Annotated in this window: 18 protein-coding genes; 1 reads left to right on the top strand and 17 read right to left on the bottom strand. The window is 50.2% G+C overall.

What is annotated here, in order from left to right:
• Nucleotides 1-35 precede the first annotated feature (35 nt).
• From nusB to AC50Y5_RS03960, 16 genes are all read right to left on the bottom strand, one after another.
• Nucleotides 36-500, bottom strand: a complete 465-nt coding sequence (gene nusB, locus AC50Y5_RS04035; RefSeq protein ID WP_046231948.1) for a transcription antitermination factor NusB — start codon at nt 498-500, stop codon at nt 36-38.
• A 220-nt stretch (nt 501-720) separates the two neighbouring features.
• The gene (locus AC50Y5_RS04030) at nt 721-951 is read right to left on the bottom strand and encodes a DUF2273 domain-containing protein (RefSeq protein WP_494858563.1); all 231 of its coding nucleotides are present in this window, start codon (nt 949-951) and stop codon (nt 721-723) included.
• A gap of 14 nt (nt 952-965) precedes the next feature.
• A complete protein-coding gene (gene amaP, locus AC50Y5_RS04025) occupies nt 966-1,523 on the bottom strand; it encodes an alkaline shock response membrane anchor protein AmaP (RefSeq protein WP_494858561.1) in 558 nt (185 codons plus the stop codon).
• A gap of 99 nt (nt 1,524-1,622) precedes the next feature.
• Nucleotides 1,623-2,030 (bottom strand): Asp23/Gls24 family envelope stress response protein, encoded by a 408-nt coding sequence (locus AC50Y5_RS04020; RefSeq protein WP_046231945.1) that lies wholly within the window; start codon nt 2,028-2,030, stop codon nt 1,623-1,625.
• A 109-nt stretch (nt 2,031-2,139) separates the two neighbouring features.
• Nucleotides 2,140-3,525, bottom strand: coding sequence for an acetyl-CoA carboxylase biotin carboxylase subunit (gene accC / locus AC50Y5_RS04015; RefSeq protein WP_056028990.1), 1,386 nt, complete (start codon nt 3,523-3,525; stop codon nt 2,140-2,142).
• A 48-nt stretch (nt 3,526-3,573) separates the two neighbouring features.
• Complete coding sequence (gene accB, locus AC50Y5_RS04010; RefSeq protein WP_046231943.1) at nt 3,574-4,074, bottom strand: acetyl-CoA carboxylase biotin carboxyl carrier protein; 501 nt, start codon at nt 4,072-4,074, stop codon at nt 3,574-3,576.
• A 442-nt stretch (nt 4,075-4,516) separates the two neighbouring features.
• Nucleotides 4,517-5,122 (bottom strand): acetylglutamate kinase, encoded by a 606-nt coding sequence (locus AC50Y5_RS04005; RefSeq protein WP_081418566.1) that lies wholly within the window; start codon nt 5,120-5,122, stop codon nt 4,517-4,519.
• 136 nt (nt 5,123-5,258) lie between these two features.
• The gene (locus tag AC50Y5_RS04000; protein ID WP_056028992.1) at nt 5,259-5,867 is read right to left on the bottom strand and encodes a SpoIIIAH-like family protein; all 609 of its coding nucleotides are present in this window, start codon (nt 5,865-5,867) and stop codon (nt 5,259-5,261) included.
• Between the two features lie 35 nt (nt 5,868-5,902).
• A complete protein-coding gene (spoIIIAG, locus tag AC50Y5_RS03995) occupies nt 5,903-6,541 on the bottom strand; it encodes a stage III sporulation protein AG (RefSeq protein WP_056028994.1) in 639 nt (212 codons plus the stop codon).
• Between the two features lie 23 nt (nt 6,542-6,564).
• Nucleotides 6,565-7,347: a stage III sporulation protein AF gene (spoIIIAF, locus tag AC50Y5_RS03990; protein WP_056028996.1), complete on the bottom strand. Its 783-nt coding sequence runs from the start codon at nt 7,345-7,347 to the stop codon at nt 6,565-6,567.
• Between the two features lie 33 nt (nt 7,348-7,380).
• Nucleotides 7,381-8,751 (bottom strand): stage III sporulation protein AE, encoded by a 1,371-nt coding sequence (spoIIIAE, locus tag AC50Y5_RS03985; RefSeq protein WP_494858557.1) that lies wholly within the window; start codon nt 8,749-8,751, stop codon nt 7,381-7,383.
• Nucleotides 8,748-9,152: a stage III sporulation protein AD gene (gene spoIIIAD / locus AC50Y5_RS03980; protein WP_056028998.1), complete on the bottom strand. Its 405-nt coding sequence runs from the start codon at nt 9,150-9,152 to the stop codon at nt 8,748-8,750. Before spoIIIAD ends, spoIIIAE begins: the two co-directional genes overlap by 4 nt.
• Before the next feature lie 36 nt (nt 9,153-9,188).
• A complete protein-coding gene (gene spoIIIAC, locus AC50Y5_RS03975) occupies nt 9,189-9,392 on the bottom strand; it encodes a stage III sporulation protein AC (RefSeq protein WP_046231940.1) in 204 nt (67 codons plus the stop codon).
• Between the two features lie 15 nt (nt 9,393-9,407).
• Nucleotides 9,408-9,926 carry a stage III sporulation protein SpoIIIAB gene (gene spoIIIAB / locus AC50Y5_RS03970; protein WP_494858555.1) on the bottom strand — a complete coding sequence of 173 codons (519 nt, stop codon included), beginning with the start codon at nt 9,924-9,926 and terminating at the stop codon, nt 9,408-9,410.
• Nucleotides 9,920-10,975, bottom strand: coding sequence for a stage III sporulation protein AA (gene spoIIIAA / locus AC50Y5_RS03965; protein ID WP_056029002.1), 1,056 nt, complete (start codon nt 10,973-10,975; stop codon nt 9,920-9,922). The genes spoIIIAB and spoIIIAA overlap by 7 nt, the downstream gene beginning before the upstream one ends.
• Before the next feature lie 189 nt (nt 10,976-11,164).
• Nucleotides 11,165-11,431 carry a YqhV family protein gene (locus AC50Y5_RS03960; RefSeq protein WP_056029004.1) on the bottom strand — a complete coding sequence of 89 codons (267 nt, stop codon included), beginning with the start codon at nt 11,429-11,431 and terminating at the stop codon, nt 11,165-11,167.
• Between the two features lie 161 nt (nt 11,432-11,592).
• Here AC50Y5_RS03960 and AC50Y5_RS03955 point away from each other — a divergent pair, with 161 nt between their 5' ends.
• Complete coding sequence (locus AC50Y5_RS03955) at nt 11,593-12,309, top strand: 2-phosphosulfolactate phosphatase (RefSeq protein WP_494858553.1); 717 nt, start codon at nt 11,593-11,595, stop codon at nt 12,307-12,309.
• 81 nt (nt 12,310-12,390) lie between these two features.
• Here the strand turns inward: AC50Y5_RS03955 and AC50Y5_RS03950 are convergent, their stop codons facing one another.
• A complete protein-coding gene (locus AC50Y5_RS03950) occupies nt 12,391-13,278 on the bottom strand; it encodes an aminoglycoside phosphotransferase family protein (RefSeq protein ID WP_494858551.1) in 888 nt (295 codons plus the stop codon).
• Nucleotides 13,279-13,361 lie beyond the last annotated feature (83 nt).

The raw sequence follows: 13,361 nt of genomic DNA, 5'->3' as shown, positions 1-13,361 counted from the left end.
CTTCTTGCCGACCGGCCTTCTGTGCCGGCGGTTTCCTAGTTTGTATGATCAGGCTCGGCTTTCAGTTGCTCAAGTCCGCTAATCAGCTTGCCTAACACGCCATTTACGAACTTGCCAGACTCTTCCGTGCCAAAATGCTTAGCGAGTTCAATTGCTTCATTTATAACCGCTTTCGGCGGTACATCGTTGCTGAATACCATCTCAAAACAAGCCAGACGCAAAACCTGGCGGTCTACCCGAGACAGCCGGTCTACCTGCCAGCCAGTCAAATGATCCTGCAGCATGTCGTCAATCGCCGCTTTGCGCTCCGCGACGCCCATCACAAGCTGTCTTACAAAATCATCATCCGTATTGCCAATATCCCCTGGCTCCGCGCCGATTTCGTTGGCAGAATGCGCCTCTTCAAGAAGCATGTCTACCGCTTCGTCAGCAGTAACTTCATTCATTTCCATCTGGTACAAACTTGATACTGCAATTTCTCTCGCTAATCTACGTTTCATGGGACCTCCAAAGCAGTTGCACTGCTTACTGAAATTTATTATTGCTAGCGTAAACGGTTTTCGCCCTTAACATATCGACAAAGCCTATTTCGCGGTAAAATAGAAGCCCATTATAAGCATTTCACTTATAAAGCCTTAGAACTTCAAAAAAACCTATGATCTCCTCCCTGCCTCGAACAACCGGCAATCCGGCTTCCGGAGAACGGAGGAGACCACAGGATTATCTAAACGGGCGAAATCTTTCCATTAGTACGCTCCACACTTGCTGCCATGGAGCGGCCGGATCCTGCCGCAAGTCTTTCTTTTTGCCTATCCAATACCCAATTGAAATGAGCAGCATAAAAACCAGCATATCCCAAAAACCTGCAAACAAATACACGAAGCCAAAAAAGAGTCCTGCTGCTGCGCCAATTGTCCGCTTTCCGTAATGAACCCAAAATTCCCTCCACATCCGCTAGCCCACCTCTATTCCACGCGACTCTTGTACATGCCTGTCTGAATGACATTCGCCACAAATACCGTCACATTTGAAACCGGTATCCCTGTAATATCCTCAATATGGCTTTTGACAGCAAGCTGAATCTCTTCCGTGAGCGTTGGGATTGAGCTTTCTCCATCAACAAACACGCGAAGCACAATGTCAAGGCCAGAGTCGGAAGTACGAATGCGCGCACGCAAATCTTTAACCCCGCGACGCTTGGAAGCTGCTTTGAGAGCTAGATTTTCAATCGTTTCAATGGAAATGCGAATGTCGCCAAAATCTGTCCGTTGATCAATTGAAGGCGGAGCTGCAGAACCTCGATGCAAGGAAACAATAAAAAATCTCAAGCTGAGCAAAAACAATACAATCCCAGCAATCATAACGGAAATCTGAATCGATGGCTGCTCAAACATACGGTCTAAAGCCGTAAGAAGCGCTCGCTTCGAAATCCAATTAAAGCCAATACATGCGATCAGAATGGAAGCGGCACCGATTACGATGCTATAAATAAACAATAGCAGCTTGTCCACAATTCTAAACAATGCAAATGCCTCCTCCGGGCAGACCGAATGAAAACCCCCTTGCGCCGAGCGGCATGCCGATCACGAGGGGGTTATAGTCAATTCTCTTCCATGCAGTTATTACTTGACGCGCAGCAGTTGGTCTTCCTCTACCGGCTTCTCAGCAGCTTTGAAATGAACATCGTGAATATGTACGTTCACTTCAATAACATGAAGACCTGTCATCGTTTCAATCGAACGTTTCACATTACGCTGAATTTCCGAAGCGATTTCTGGAATGCGGTTGCCATATTCCACAATAATGGATACATCAATCGCCGCCTCACGCTGTCCAACATCAACTTTAACGCCTTTAGACAAATTTTTACGGCCAAGCATCTCTGCGATTCCACCTGCGAAACCGCCGCTCATGCCAGCTACACCAGGCACCTCAACTGTAGCCAGTCCAGCAATGACTTCAATAACCTCGGGTGCGATTTGAATAACGCCAATGTCCGTTTTCTCATACTCCGTTGCTGTTGTACTCATGATAGCTTTACACCTCCCTAAAGTTGCGCGTCCCGCCCTGCATCGGACGGGTAAAGCTTCCGCATCTTATTTCTATACTATATCATTCGCCATGAAATATGACAAACCATTACAGATTGTCCCCAGCTTTTGCCGCAGCCTGCTCTGGATGGAAAACATCATATTCCTCGAGGAACTTGATATCAAAATTTCCTTCAATAAACTTTGGATGCTCCAACAGTTTTTGATGGAAAGGAATCGTTGTTTTTATGCCTTCAATCGCGAATTCAGACAAAGCTCGCTTCATGCGGGCAATCGCTTCCTCACGCGTTCTTCCCCAAACGATCAGCTTGGCAATCATGGAGTCGTAATGCGGCGAAATCGTATAACCCGGATAAACCGCGCTGTCGACCCGCACGCCCGTACCGCCCGGCGCCAGATAGAACGGAATGTGTCCAGGAGACGGCATAAAATTGCGCTCGGAATCCTCGGCATTAATCCGGCATTCTATCGACCAGCCATTAATCGCAAGATCTTCCTGCTTAAAGGAAAGAGGATTGCCTTCTGCTACGGAAATCATCTCTTTTATCAGATCGACATTCGTTATCATTTCTGTAACGGGATGCTCGACCTGAATCCGAGTATTCATTTCCATAAAATAAAACTGGCCGTCCGGCCCAAGCAAAAATTCAAGCGTACCTGCACCTGAATATTGAACGGAAAGCGCTGCGCGAACAGCCGCTTGTCCCATCGCTTCACGAAGCTCAGGAGACAAAACTGGACAAGGCGCTTCTTCGACCAATTTCTGGCGACGACGCTGAACCGAGCAATCGCGTTCAAAAAGATGTACAGCATTGCCATGCTTGTCCGCCATTATTTGAACTTCGACATGCTTCATGCCTGTCAAATATTTTTCTAAATAGACGCCTGCATTGCCGAAAGCTTTCTGAGCTTCCTGCTGCGCCGTCGTAATTTGCTGAACGAGCATTTCCTCGCTGTCAGCAATACGGATGCCTTTGCCGCCGCCGCCTGCTGTCGCTTTAATAATAACGGGATAGCCGATCTGACGTGCAACTTCAACCGCTTCTTCCATTGTCTCAATGAGGCCTTCAGAGCCGGGGATAACCGGAACGTTCGCCTGCTGCATCGTTTGCTTGGCTACCGCCTTGTCGCCCATTTTGCTAATCGCCTCAGGCGAAGGCCCTATAAACGTAATGTTGCACGATTCGCAAAGCTCCGCAAAATTCGCATTTTCAGCAAGGAAGCCATAGCCTGGGTGAATCGCATCGCATTCCGTTATAGTAGCAACGCTCATCAGGTTCGTTAAATTCAGATAGCTGTCCTTCGACAAAGTAGGACCGATGCAATAAGCTTCATCTGCAAGGCGCACATGGAGCGAATCGCGATCCGCCTCCGAATAAACGGCTACGCTTGCAATGCCGAGTTCGCGGCAAGCCCGAATAATACGCACGGCGATTTCGCCGCGGTTGGCAATAAGGATTTTTTGGAAATTCACATTGTTACTCCTTTCAAATGGCTAGTTCTCCCAGAAGGAGCAATGCTGTTATTCCGGCTTCACCAGAAATAGCGGCTGCCCGTATTCCACCAATTGGCCATTCGTTACAAGCACTTCGACGATTTCGCCGCGCACTTCCGCTTCCAGCTCGTTCATTAGCTTCATCGCTTCCAAAATGCAAACGACGCTTTTCTCGGATACGCGATCGCCTGGTTTTACGAATACCGCAGCATCAGGGCTTGGCGAGCTGTAAAACGTACCAACCATCGGGGAAGTGATTTGGTGCAAATTCTCACTTGCAGCGCGCGCTGCAGGCGTCTCAGACGCTGTAGACTGCGAAGCTGGCTCAATAGCAGGTGCCTGTGTGTAAACGGGAGCAGGCTGCTGTGAATATGTATGCGTTAGCGGGGCTGCTTGCACATTGACGACTTCCGTTTTCCCGGGCTTGCGAATTAGCAGGCGAGTCCCTTCGTTTTCGATTTCCAGCTCATGAACGGAGGTTTGATCGACCAGCTTGATCAATTCTTTAATCTCGCTCAATTTGAACATGAATGTTTCACTCCTTAAAGTTTTGCGGTAGCAAAACCGCTTCGTAAGCATTCGCTTAGTTTTGCGGTAGCAAAACCGCTTCGTAAGCATCCGCTTAGTTTTGCGGTAGCAAAACCGCTTCGTAAGCATTCGCCTAGCTTTGCGGCAGCAAAACCGCATAGTAGCTTAGCTTGCATTGTTCACTTTTATTAATGGGCACAATAACGTTTAACATTATATCATAAACGCTGAGGAACACGAATTATTTTTTACAAATGCATAAAATAACCCTTAAACAGCCGCCTGTTCCCTTCGTAAAAATCGTTTTAAGCACTCTATAGCTTCAGTCGCTGTATTAAGAATAATGGGCGAGGCAGGCAAAAATTGAACTGCCCATCAATAAAAAACGCAGTCCAGGCAATAAAATCATAGCCTGAACTCCGCTCTTTTTTGATCATGAGGATCAAATGGAAAATAAAGAAGGAAACTGCCGGATAATTCCGTTCGTCATGACATCTGCCATTCCCATTGCCTGCGATTCGATGGGATCGCTTAGGGCGACGTTTTGCTCATAGTTTTTTGCGAGTCGTGCCGCTACTTCGCCCGTAAGCAGTCTAAGATGCTCATCGAGCATCCTCTTCCATTCCTCTTTGGACCAATAAGGATTTATTTGGCCCAGGAAGTCGGCAATGGCTTCTGCATTCATATACCAGCGTTTTTGTGCATCCGCTGCCGCTGCGCTATCGCCAGCCTGGAGAGCCTTGACGAGTTCAGCTGCAATGACAAGATGCTCCCTCAGCAGTTCGGCAAACTTTGCCGCAATCACCCTGCCATACAAAGGTTCAAGCAACGCTGCAAAGTCTGTAGCGTTCCTTAGCAGCCTAGCCGTCGTTGCTTGTTCGTCACCAAGGCGGTCAACAATGCTGTTCACCGTCAATCTTGTCCAGTACACATGCTGTACCCACAATGTCCGCAGTTTGCGGTTCAATTCCATGCTGGATGATGTCCAGCATGCAGGATGAAGCGATTTGGCCATTTGATGGGGATGGGTAGGATAATAGCGATACATAATGTGTCGTAGCTCCTTTTTATTTTTTTACATTATATAGGCGCAGGGCGAGTGTCGTGCACGATCGGGCATAAGAAAAATCCCGGAAGCGCCAGCTTAACTGACTTCCGGGATTTTCTGCTCAGGCAACGATTAATTAAGGTACAAATTGCACCGATACCTGATCCGCATTGATTTCCATTTTTTTCATAACGAGATCCACAATATCAGCTGCTTGATTTTTCTCCAGCTTCTCGCTCGCTACGACGACTTTATAAACGTTGTTTTCTTCATCTACAATGGCGGATTCATAATTTTGCATCAGCTGCTCTTCTAGCTCTGTCAGCTTTACATTTTTTTCTTCAAGCATGGACAGCTGTTTTGCCGCTTCAGTGGATTTTTCTTTATCTACCTGCGTATTTGCGATATCTGCCATCAGCTTATCAAGCTCCTCGTTGTTTTCCTGCGTCCGCTTCTCCTGAATATCGGCGAATACGCTCGTTGCGGCCCCCCCTTGCTCATACTGCTCCAGCACCTCTTTGTCAGTCTCGCTCACTCCATTGTCCGCTCCTTGCTGCACCTCATCCACAACGATGCCGCTGCCCGCTGCCTCAGTCGCACCTTGTCCCACCGTCTGCTCGAGCTGCGAGTTGTCTGTCAGCAAATCTGGCGAGCTTGCATCCTGCGTAAACAAGTAATAGGCGGACAGTACCACCATCAAGCTGAGCATCGATACGAGCCAAATCGTTTGTCTTTTCGTGTTCATGTGAACACCCTCCTCAAAATGGTATAAAAGCTAATCTACTGCTTCCTTGGTGCAACAGAAATGCGGGATGCCGCGACATTTACGCCTTTTTCGACCGCATCTATAATTAAACGCCTGACGGTTACGTTTTCCGCCCCCTTGGCTACGATAAGGACACCGCGAATGCGCGGGTTGATCGTCTTTTTAATAATCGGCTTCTGATCGCCGGACACCTCGACGAGTACAACCTCGCCATCCTTGTTAATCGCCGTAATATGCCGTTTGCCCCCGTTTTTGTCATTCTCGTCTGTAACCGACTGCGTCTCCTTCTCGTTGCGTTCAACGACGATTTCCTCTGTTGAATCAATGGTGACCAGAACATCCACCTCGCCAACACCGACGATTTTCTCCAAAATTTCCTTCAGCCTCGCCTCCAGCGGCTGCTCCACCGCTTCGAATGAGGCTCCTTCATGCGAGCCTGGGCTGGTCCAGGCCGTGTCATCTACTGACTGCAGATTTTGCCCCTGCCCCTGTACGGAAGGCTCAACCTTGTTATAGGTGAGAAAAGAATTAATCAGCATCAGCAGCGCTCCAACACAGCCGATAATGAGCAGGAGGCGCAGCATTTTTACTCGCTTCGGTCCCCCAGGGCCTCCGCCCGCCATCGCTTCCAGCTTCTCCAGCCACTTCGCCACCTGTCATTATCGCTCCTTTCGCTTCACTTTTCTCCGCGAATGCTTGCCGGCTGGCGAATAATGATGGCCTCGGGAGATAAACCCCAGCCCTCGGCGAGCACAGCTCTCGTCTGCTTGTCAAGCTCTGCGTTTACGGGCTGCCATAACGGTTCATCCGCAGCACTCTGCGCTTCTGATGAATGATTCGGTCCAGTCTCCAGCAGCTCAGGCACCATAACCTCAACGCTCACTGGCTCCACTGCTTCGACCTGTCTATTTCCCTCCTGTACTTCCTGTGTTGAATTCGCATCCGCAATTGCAGGAGATCCTCTCGGCGAGGCTGCCTCTTCTTCAGGAAGCATCTGAGGAAACGTCACTGTCACCGTATCCATATCGACCATCTCAACATCCCCTTCCTTGATCCATTTTAGTTTGACTTCAACCGAGCTTGCCGTCTGGCCCGTATAGCGAACGATTGCGGTTTCCATTGCTTTGGAAAGCGTACTGCCGGTCAGGCTAGCCGCCTGCTGCTGCTGCTTGCGTTTAAGCTCCTCCGCCTGACGCTGAATGTCGGCAAGTGTTGGCATTTTCACCTGCCGCTGCGCCGTGCTCATCTCCCATTGCTGGATGCCCGCGCTCAGTCCCGCCGTTACGTCGCCTTGCAGCAGGCGAAGCAGTGGAGACAGCAGCGTCAGCAGAACAAGAAGGCCGATAACAAGTCTGGCATAGCGCAGCATCGCCCTGTTGGGCAGCAGCAGCTCGGTGCATACAGCGAGCATTATGACAGCGATAATGTCACGCAGCCACTCGCCCAGCCAAGCTACCATGCGATTCGCCCCCTTTTTGTCAAAGCATCCCGTTTACCGCACCATCATTGCTGCATTTCCTGCTGTCAGCACGATCGTGACGGCCAGGAAAAACATTAAGCTGACGGCAGCCAGCGCAGCAAACACATAGATCAGCGTCTTGCCAATCGTTTGCAGGCAGGCCACAATCGGTGAATCTCCCAGCGGCTGCATGACGGCGGCGCATACATTGTAAATTAGCGCCAGCGTCAAAATTTTGATTGCGGGAAAAGCACTGATAAACAGCAGCATAATGACGCCAGCGAGCCCGATTGCATTTTTCGCCAGCATGGAAGCCGATATGACGGTATCCGCAGCATCCGAAAACATGCGCCCGACGACAGGAACAAAATTGCCTGTGACGAACTTGGCCGTTCGCATCGTTACACCGTCGGTCACCGCTCCCGTTGCTCCCTGCACTGAGACGACACCGAGGAAAATCGTAACCAGCGCGCCTAAAATGGTAATGCTGATGCTGCGCAGCAGATTGGCAAGCTGGGTCACCTTGAAACGCTCGGTCATGGCGCTGACGATATGCAAAATGGCCGAGAAAAACAACAGCGGGAATACGAGCGTATAAACAAGCGTGCCTACGACATGAATCATAAAAATAATGAGCGGATGCAGCACCGACACCGTCATGACATTGCCCATCGACGCAAGCAGCGCGAGCAGCAGCGGAAGCATCGCCAGCATGAATTGGATCATGCTTTCTATCGCTTCCTTCGCATAGCCGATCGCTACATTAAAGCTGTTGACCGTGATGATAAGGATGACCATAAAGGTAATGGAATAAGCTACCTTGCTGACCGCATTGCGCTCGAAGGCGCTTTGCAGCGTTTCCAGCATCATGCTGAATACGGTAAGCGTGACGATTGTGACCAGCAGCTTGCCATTGTAGAGCACTTCGTGCAGAAAATAAGACAGCAGCCCTTTCAGCACCGTTTCCAGCTTGAGCCCTTCTCCGCCCGGCAGCAGCATTTGGGCAAAGCTCGGCAGCTTCTGCTCAGGGAAAAATCCGCCATATTCGTTTTTGAGCTCGTTCCAGTATTTCTCCACCGCATCCGTATCCATATCGTTCAGCCCGCTGCCGGTCAGCTGACCGAGTGCGGCTTGCGCCTGAGCCTGCTGTGTTTGCTGCTGCTGCAAGGACTGCGATTGCTGGCTTTGCTGAGTCTGCTGCGACTGATGGGTTTGTGGAGAAGACGTTGGCTGTGAAGCTAGCTGCTGATAAGAAGCCTGTTCCGACTGCCTAGCTGACGTTGATACATCTTGCGCTGCGGCCTCTGAGCTTGGCACAAGCAGCAAAAAGTACAATACAGCCGCTAACAGCGTAAACCAAACGGCGTTCGACGGATAGGAGCTGCCAGCAAGCTTTATCCTCAACTGGCTCCTCCTCCTGTCGGCAGCAGGTTGATGACCGTTTCGATAATGACGCTGATGATCGGCACCGCCATGACGAGAATTAATATTTTGCCAGCGAATTCGATTTTCGACGCAATGCTTTCCTGTCCGGCATCCCGGACAATTTGAGCGCCAAATTCAGCGATGTAGGCAATGCCGATTATTTTCAGCACCGTCTTCAAATAAATAGAAGGAATGCCGGAGCGATTCGCCAAATCAGTAAGCACCGCGATGACGGAATCGATTTTGCCAAGCAGGAACAGAAAAATAAAGAGGCCGGTAAATGCCGCAAGCAGGAAAGCGAACAGCGGCTTTTGCTCTCGAACGACAAGGATGAGGACTGTTGCAATCAGCCCAAGACCGACGATTTGAATGATTTCCACTTCGCTTCACCTACTTGCGGCTTCTCTTCAAGCTAGCTACTGGAACAGAAAAATCGTTTTAATTTCCTGAAACAGCTCGTTCAGCATACGCACGACCATAAACAGCACTACAACAAAGCCGATTAATGTCACCCAATGCGCCATATCTTCCTTCCCCATCTGCTTAAGCACCGTATGAATCATCGCGATGATAATTCCGATACCGGCTATTTGGAAAATGGCGCTCACATCCATATTCATTTCCGCGGCACCCCATTAAACCATCAAAATAACGAGCAGCACGGCGATTAAAACGCCGAGGCTTTTCCACATCGTCTCATACCTCGCCTGGTCTTCCCGCGCCGAATCTTCCTCCGCCTTCAGTTGAATGAGCGCCAGCTTCAAATGCTTAAGCTGGTCCTCACGGTCGCTAATACCGAGCGTTGAGCCAAGACGGATCAACACCGCCTGCTCGCTTGCCCGCATGGCCGTAGTTCCCCAAACCTCGCGAACCGCCCGCTCCCAGCTTTCTGGAAAAGAAAGCCCTTCCTCGCTTGCAAGCCCTTCTGCAGCCAGCATCAGCATCCGGTTTAGTGGAGCCGGAACAAAAGCTGCGGTTCGAGTCAGCGCCTCCGGCAGCGGTGTATGCCCGTAGCCAATTTCCGTTTCAAGCCTCTGAAGCGCGTGAGCAGTATGGCGAAGCTGGCGGGGTCTAGCGGCAAAACGCGCCGCCTGTTGAAAGCCAAGCATCGTTCCGGCGAACAAAATCAGCAGCGCGCCAAGCAGCTTCAGCACATGGCATCGCCCCGCATCAGCCCGGAAAACAGCGGCGCAGCATCTTCGGCTAAACGCGGTACTGCTGCCGTTGGCTCGCGCGCCGCCCAGCCTCTTACGCAAGCTTCTGCCGTAAGCACCCGGTGCATAATGCCCGAAGGCGTTCGGCGCAGCTCGACAATAAGGGCGAAAGCCCCTTCCTCTAGCAGCGAGCGCAATACAGGCCGCCCTCTGGCATCCTCGGCATCATACGCATGAGCTGTCGCTATGACGCTGACACCGGCATGGCTGGCTTCCCGAATCGCCTCGCCATCCTCGGGACGTCCAATCTCATCTGCAATAATGACATCGGGCGACATCGAGCGCAGCAGCATCATCATTCCTTCTGCCTTGGGGCAAGCATCCATGACGTCGGAGCGCGGGCCAATATCAAAGGTTGGAATGCCGCGGACACAGGCGGCTATTTCCGAGCGCTCGTCCACGATTGCAACTTTTCTGCCCGCCCAGCTTGCAGCATCCCCGCCTCCCCATAACCCGTAGCTGACGGATCTTGCAATGTCGCGAACGAGCGTCGTCTTGCCCTGCTGAGGAGGGGCCAGCAGCAGTGTGGAGCGGATCGTTTTGCGCGATCGGTCCAGCAGCTTCGGCATGAGCGGGGTCGCTGAGCCGGGTACCTCCCTGGCAATCCGAATATTAAAGGCGCCTATTTCACGAATGCCGCGGACACTGCCGTTATCGAGAACGGTACGCCCTGCAAGTCCAACCCGATGACCGCCTGCAACTGTAATGAAGCCCCGCCTGAGCTCCTCTTCCATGGCATACAAGGAGTAGTTGGTCATCCGCTCCAGCAGCTTGCGGCAAAGGTCAGCAGTAGGCTTGTACGCTCCGCCTGCTTGGGTTAAGAGCGTGCCGTCGTTTGCAGCGAAACGCGATTGGCCTGCCATGCCAATTTCCAGCGGGCGCCCTTCGCGAATCCGTATCTCTTCCAGCTGCTCCTGAACCTGCGCAGGGAGCCGTTCCAATATCGCTTTCAGCTCTAGCGGCAACAAATGCGTAATACGGCTAAGCATGCGTTCATCACTCCCGGATGTTTGTCCTTAGTCCTCTTATATGTATGCTTGGCCAGCTAAAATATGTCCAACTGGATCGAAAATGCTAGATTAGAATTTATTTAACTAGGAGCAGACCGCCTCTTATAGCGAGAACGGCAGCTAAATATATAAAAAGGCCTTCGTTCTCGGGTACAGCGCCGATTCTCGTTATTTTTTCAAAATACCAATCATTAAACATAGAATGCCAGCTGCTACCCAAGCAAATTTGCTATAGGACAGCTTGTCTGCAAGCCCTACCAAACCAATCGTCGTCGTCGCAATCAAAATCAGCGGCCCTACTAGCGCCAAAGAGGAATTGACGAGAAGCGCCTTGTCGATCTGATTGAGTTTAAGCATAATAATAGCTGCGCAAATTTCGATGGTTCCCGAGGCAAAGCGCAAGGATGCCATTGCCAGCACGATTTTATTCAGCATAAAAATCCACCTCCACCCTTGTCCAGCCGACCTGTTTCTAGCTTATGCAGCAGACTACGGCATTCATGACCGCTGCACTTGGGACACATGCCTAGAAGAAGGTGCATATATTGCAGGCATAAGGCTATGAGAAGCTAAGGCAAAGAAAGGCGGATAACGACATGCAAGTTGAGGTCATATCAAGCGTGAATGAAGCCAGCCAGGCGCGCTTTCATCATAAAACAGCCATCGTTGTCGATGTATTGCGGGCTGGCAGCACGATTGTGACGGCGCTTGCGGCCGGGGCCGAAGCCATCGTTCCGGTAGAAACAGTTATGGAGGCTAAAGCAGCGCAGCAGCAGGGGGATTTACTAGGGGGGGAACGATTTTGCCGCAAAATATCCGGCTTTGACCTTGGCAATTCGCCTGATGAATATGAAGCGAATACGATTCGCAACCGACGTATTATATTGACCACAACGAACGGAACGCGCGCGCTGCAAAAATCGGCCCGTGCCGATTACGTATTGACAGCCGCGCTAATGAACGCTGCTGCCTGCGCCCGTGCGGCGCTCGCGCTGCGGCGCGATGTCGTCATTTTATGCGCAGGCTATAATGATGCTTTCGCTGCCGAGGATGGCTATGGCGCCGGACTGCTGCTTGAGCGGATGATGCAGGCAGGCATAAATGCTTTGGAACTGGACGACTTCGCAATCGCTATGCTCGGCTTCTACCGCAGCCGCAGTTCTGCTGCGCTCGAAACACTCGCCTCCGGATCCACAGGCAAGCGGCTGCTCAAGCTTGGTCTCCAGCGGGATATTGAAGCATGCGCAGCCGTCGATATTTATAAAGACGTTCCCGTACTGCAAGGAGAGAAGCTCGTGCTGTTGACGCGCTGAATCGCTTATAAAAATAAAAGCAGCAGACTAAGGCGAGAAAATAATCACGCCCTAGCCTGCTGCTAGTCTCGCTTTAGGCTGCTACTCCAGCACAAGCGCTTTATTGAGAAATTTATTTTTCATTATTTTGTGATTGATCCGTCCGATCGTTGACTCATCTTTTGGAACTGGTGCGAATCGATAGAGCAATAACCATCTGAGGCACGCAATGGCTTCAAACCTTTGAACTTCTTCTTTATCAAATTCACTTTGTGCTAAATATGCATTTTGGAATAACGTGGCTAATGGTTCCCCATTGTATAAATAAATTAAAAAGCTCGTCCAGGCAAAATCATACCTGACATCCCCTAATTGCCCATTGGTCCAGTCAATGATCGTGTATTTCCCTTGATTTTCTACTACGTTCCCTAAATTAAAGTCACCGTGGATAAACTTATTTTGCTGCATATTTGAACCATTAATTAGCTCTATTAATTCCGTTTGAATGTCTTGATGCTCTTCGATTTGCGGGTAAAAATAACGGATAAAATCGTATTTCCTATGAAGCAGAGGATCTAATTCCTGGTCGGATACTTTATGGATGTCCAACAATAATTGAGCCAAATGCTCAACTTGCTGATTCGTTATTTGGGAAAGCGGGCTGCCATCATAGCTGGTTAACAGCGCCTTATGCCCGGAAGCGGTGTGGCCCCATCCATATGCTGCCGAAACAGAAATGCCTATGTTCCAAAGCGCTTGCAGCAGGACATATTGAAAATGAACATCTGGATCGGAATCCTTGTCCCATATTTTTAGAACAAAGCTGTCCGTAACAGACGAATATTTCCACACATGGGCCTCCAGTCCAGCCGGCATGCTGCTGCAGGCTAGTTCTTGTTTCAGCAGCTCATTCATGAAGCTCGTGCTCTCAGCCCAAACCATTTCATTTAAGAACACCACATTTGAACTCCTTCCATTTTGTTTAATCATATCTAATTGTACTTAATCTTACCTCTCTGTAGATCCCCATATATGCAAAAAAGGCAAAGAGCGATTGCTCCTTGCCTTTTTGA

The sequence above is a fragment of the Paenibacillus sp. JT22N7 genome, from assembly GCF_059383875.1.
The sequence above is the reverse complement of the archived record's forward strand: the minus strand, read 5'-3'. Positions and strand labels throughout refer to the sequence as shown.

What these genes read in the sequence shown, in the direction of transcription:
- AC50Y5_RS03950 (WP_494858551.1), bottom strand. Translation starts at nt 13,278, where the DNA reads ATGATTAAACAAAATGGAAGGAGTTCAAATGTGGTGTTCTTAAATGAA.
- AC50Y5_RS04020 (WP_046231945.1), bottom strand. Translation starts at nt 2,030, where the DNA reads ATGAGTACAACAGCAACGGAGTATGAGAAAACGGACATTGGCGTTATT.
- spoIIIAA (WP_056029002.1), bottom strand. Translation starts at nt 10,975, where the DNA reads ATGCTTAGCCGTATTACGCATTTGTTGCCGCTAGAGCTGAAAGCGATA.
- spoIIIAF (WP_056028996.1), bottom strand. Translation starts at nt 7,347, where the DNA reads ATGGTAGCTTGGCTGGGCGAGTGGCTGCGTGACATTATCGCTGTCATA.
- AC50Y5_RS04030 (WP_494858563.1), bottom strand. Translation starts at nt 951, where the DNA reads ATGTGGAGGGAATTTTGGGTTCATTACGGAAAGCGGACAATTGGCGCA.
- nusB (WP_046231948.1), bottom strand. Translation starts at nt 500, where the DNA reads ATGAAACGTAGATTAGCGAGAGAAATTGCAGTATCAAGTTTGTACCAG.
- AC50Y5_RS04005 (WP_081418566.1), bottom strand. Translation starts at nt 5,122, where the DNA reads ATGTATCGCTATTATCCTACCCATCCCCATCAAATGGCCAAATCGCTT.
- AC50Y5_RS03960 (WP_056029004.1), bottom strand. Translation starts at nt 11,431, where the DNA reads ATGCTGAATAAAATCGTGCTGGCAATGGCATCCTTGCGCTTTGCCTCG.
- spoIIIAC (WP_046231940.1), bottom strand. Translation starts at nt 9,392, where the DNA reads ATGAATATGGATGTGAGCGCCATTTTCCAAATAGCCGGTATCGGAATT.
- accB (WP_046231943.1), bottom strand. Translation starts at nt 4,074, where the DNA reads ATGTTCAAATTGAGCGAGATTAAAGAATTGATCAAGCTGGTCGATCAA.
- AC50Y5_RS04000 (WP_056028992.1), bottom strand. Translation starts at nt 5,867, where the DNA reads ATGAACACGAAAAGACAAACGATTTGGCTCGTATCGATGCTCAGCTTG.
- AC50Y5_RS03955 (WP_494858553.1), top strand. Translation starts at nt 11,593, where the DNA reads ATGCAAGTTGAGGTCATATCAAGCGTGAATGAAGCCAGCCAGGCGCGC.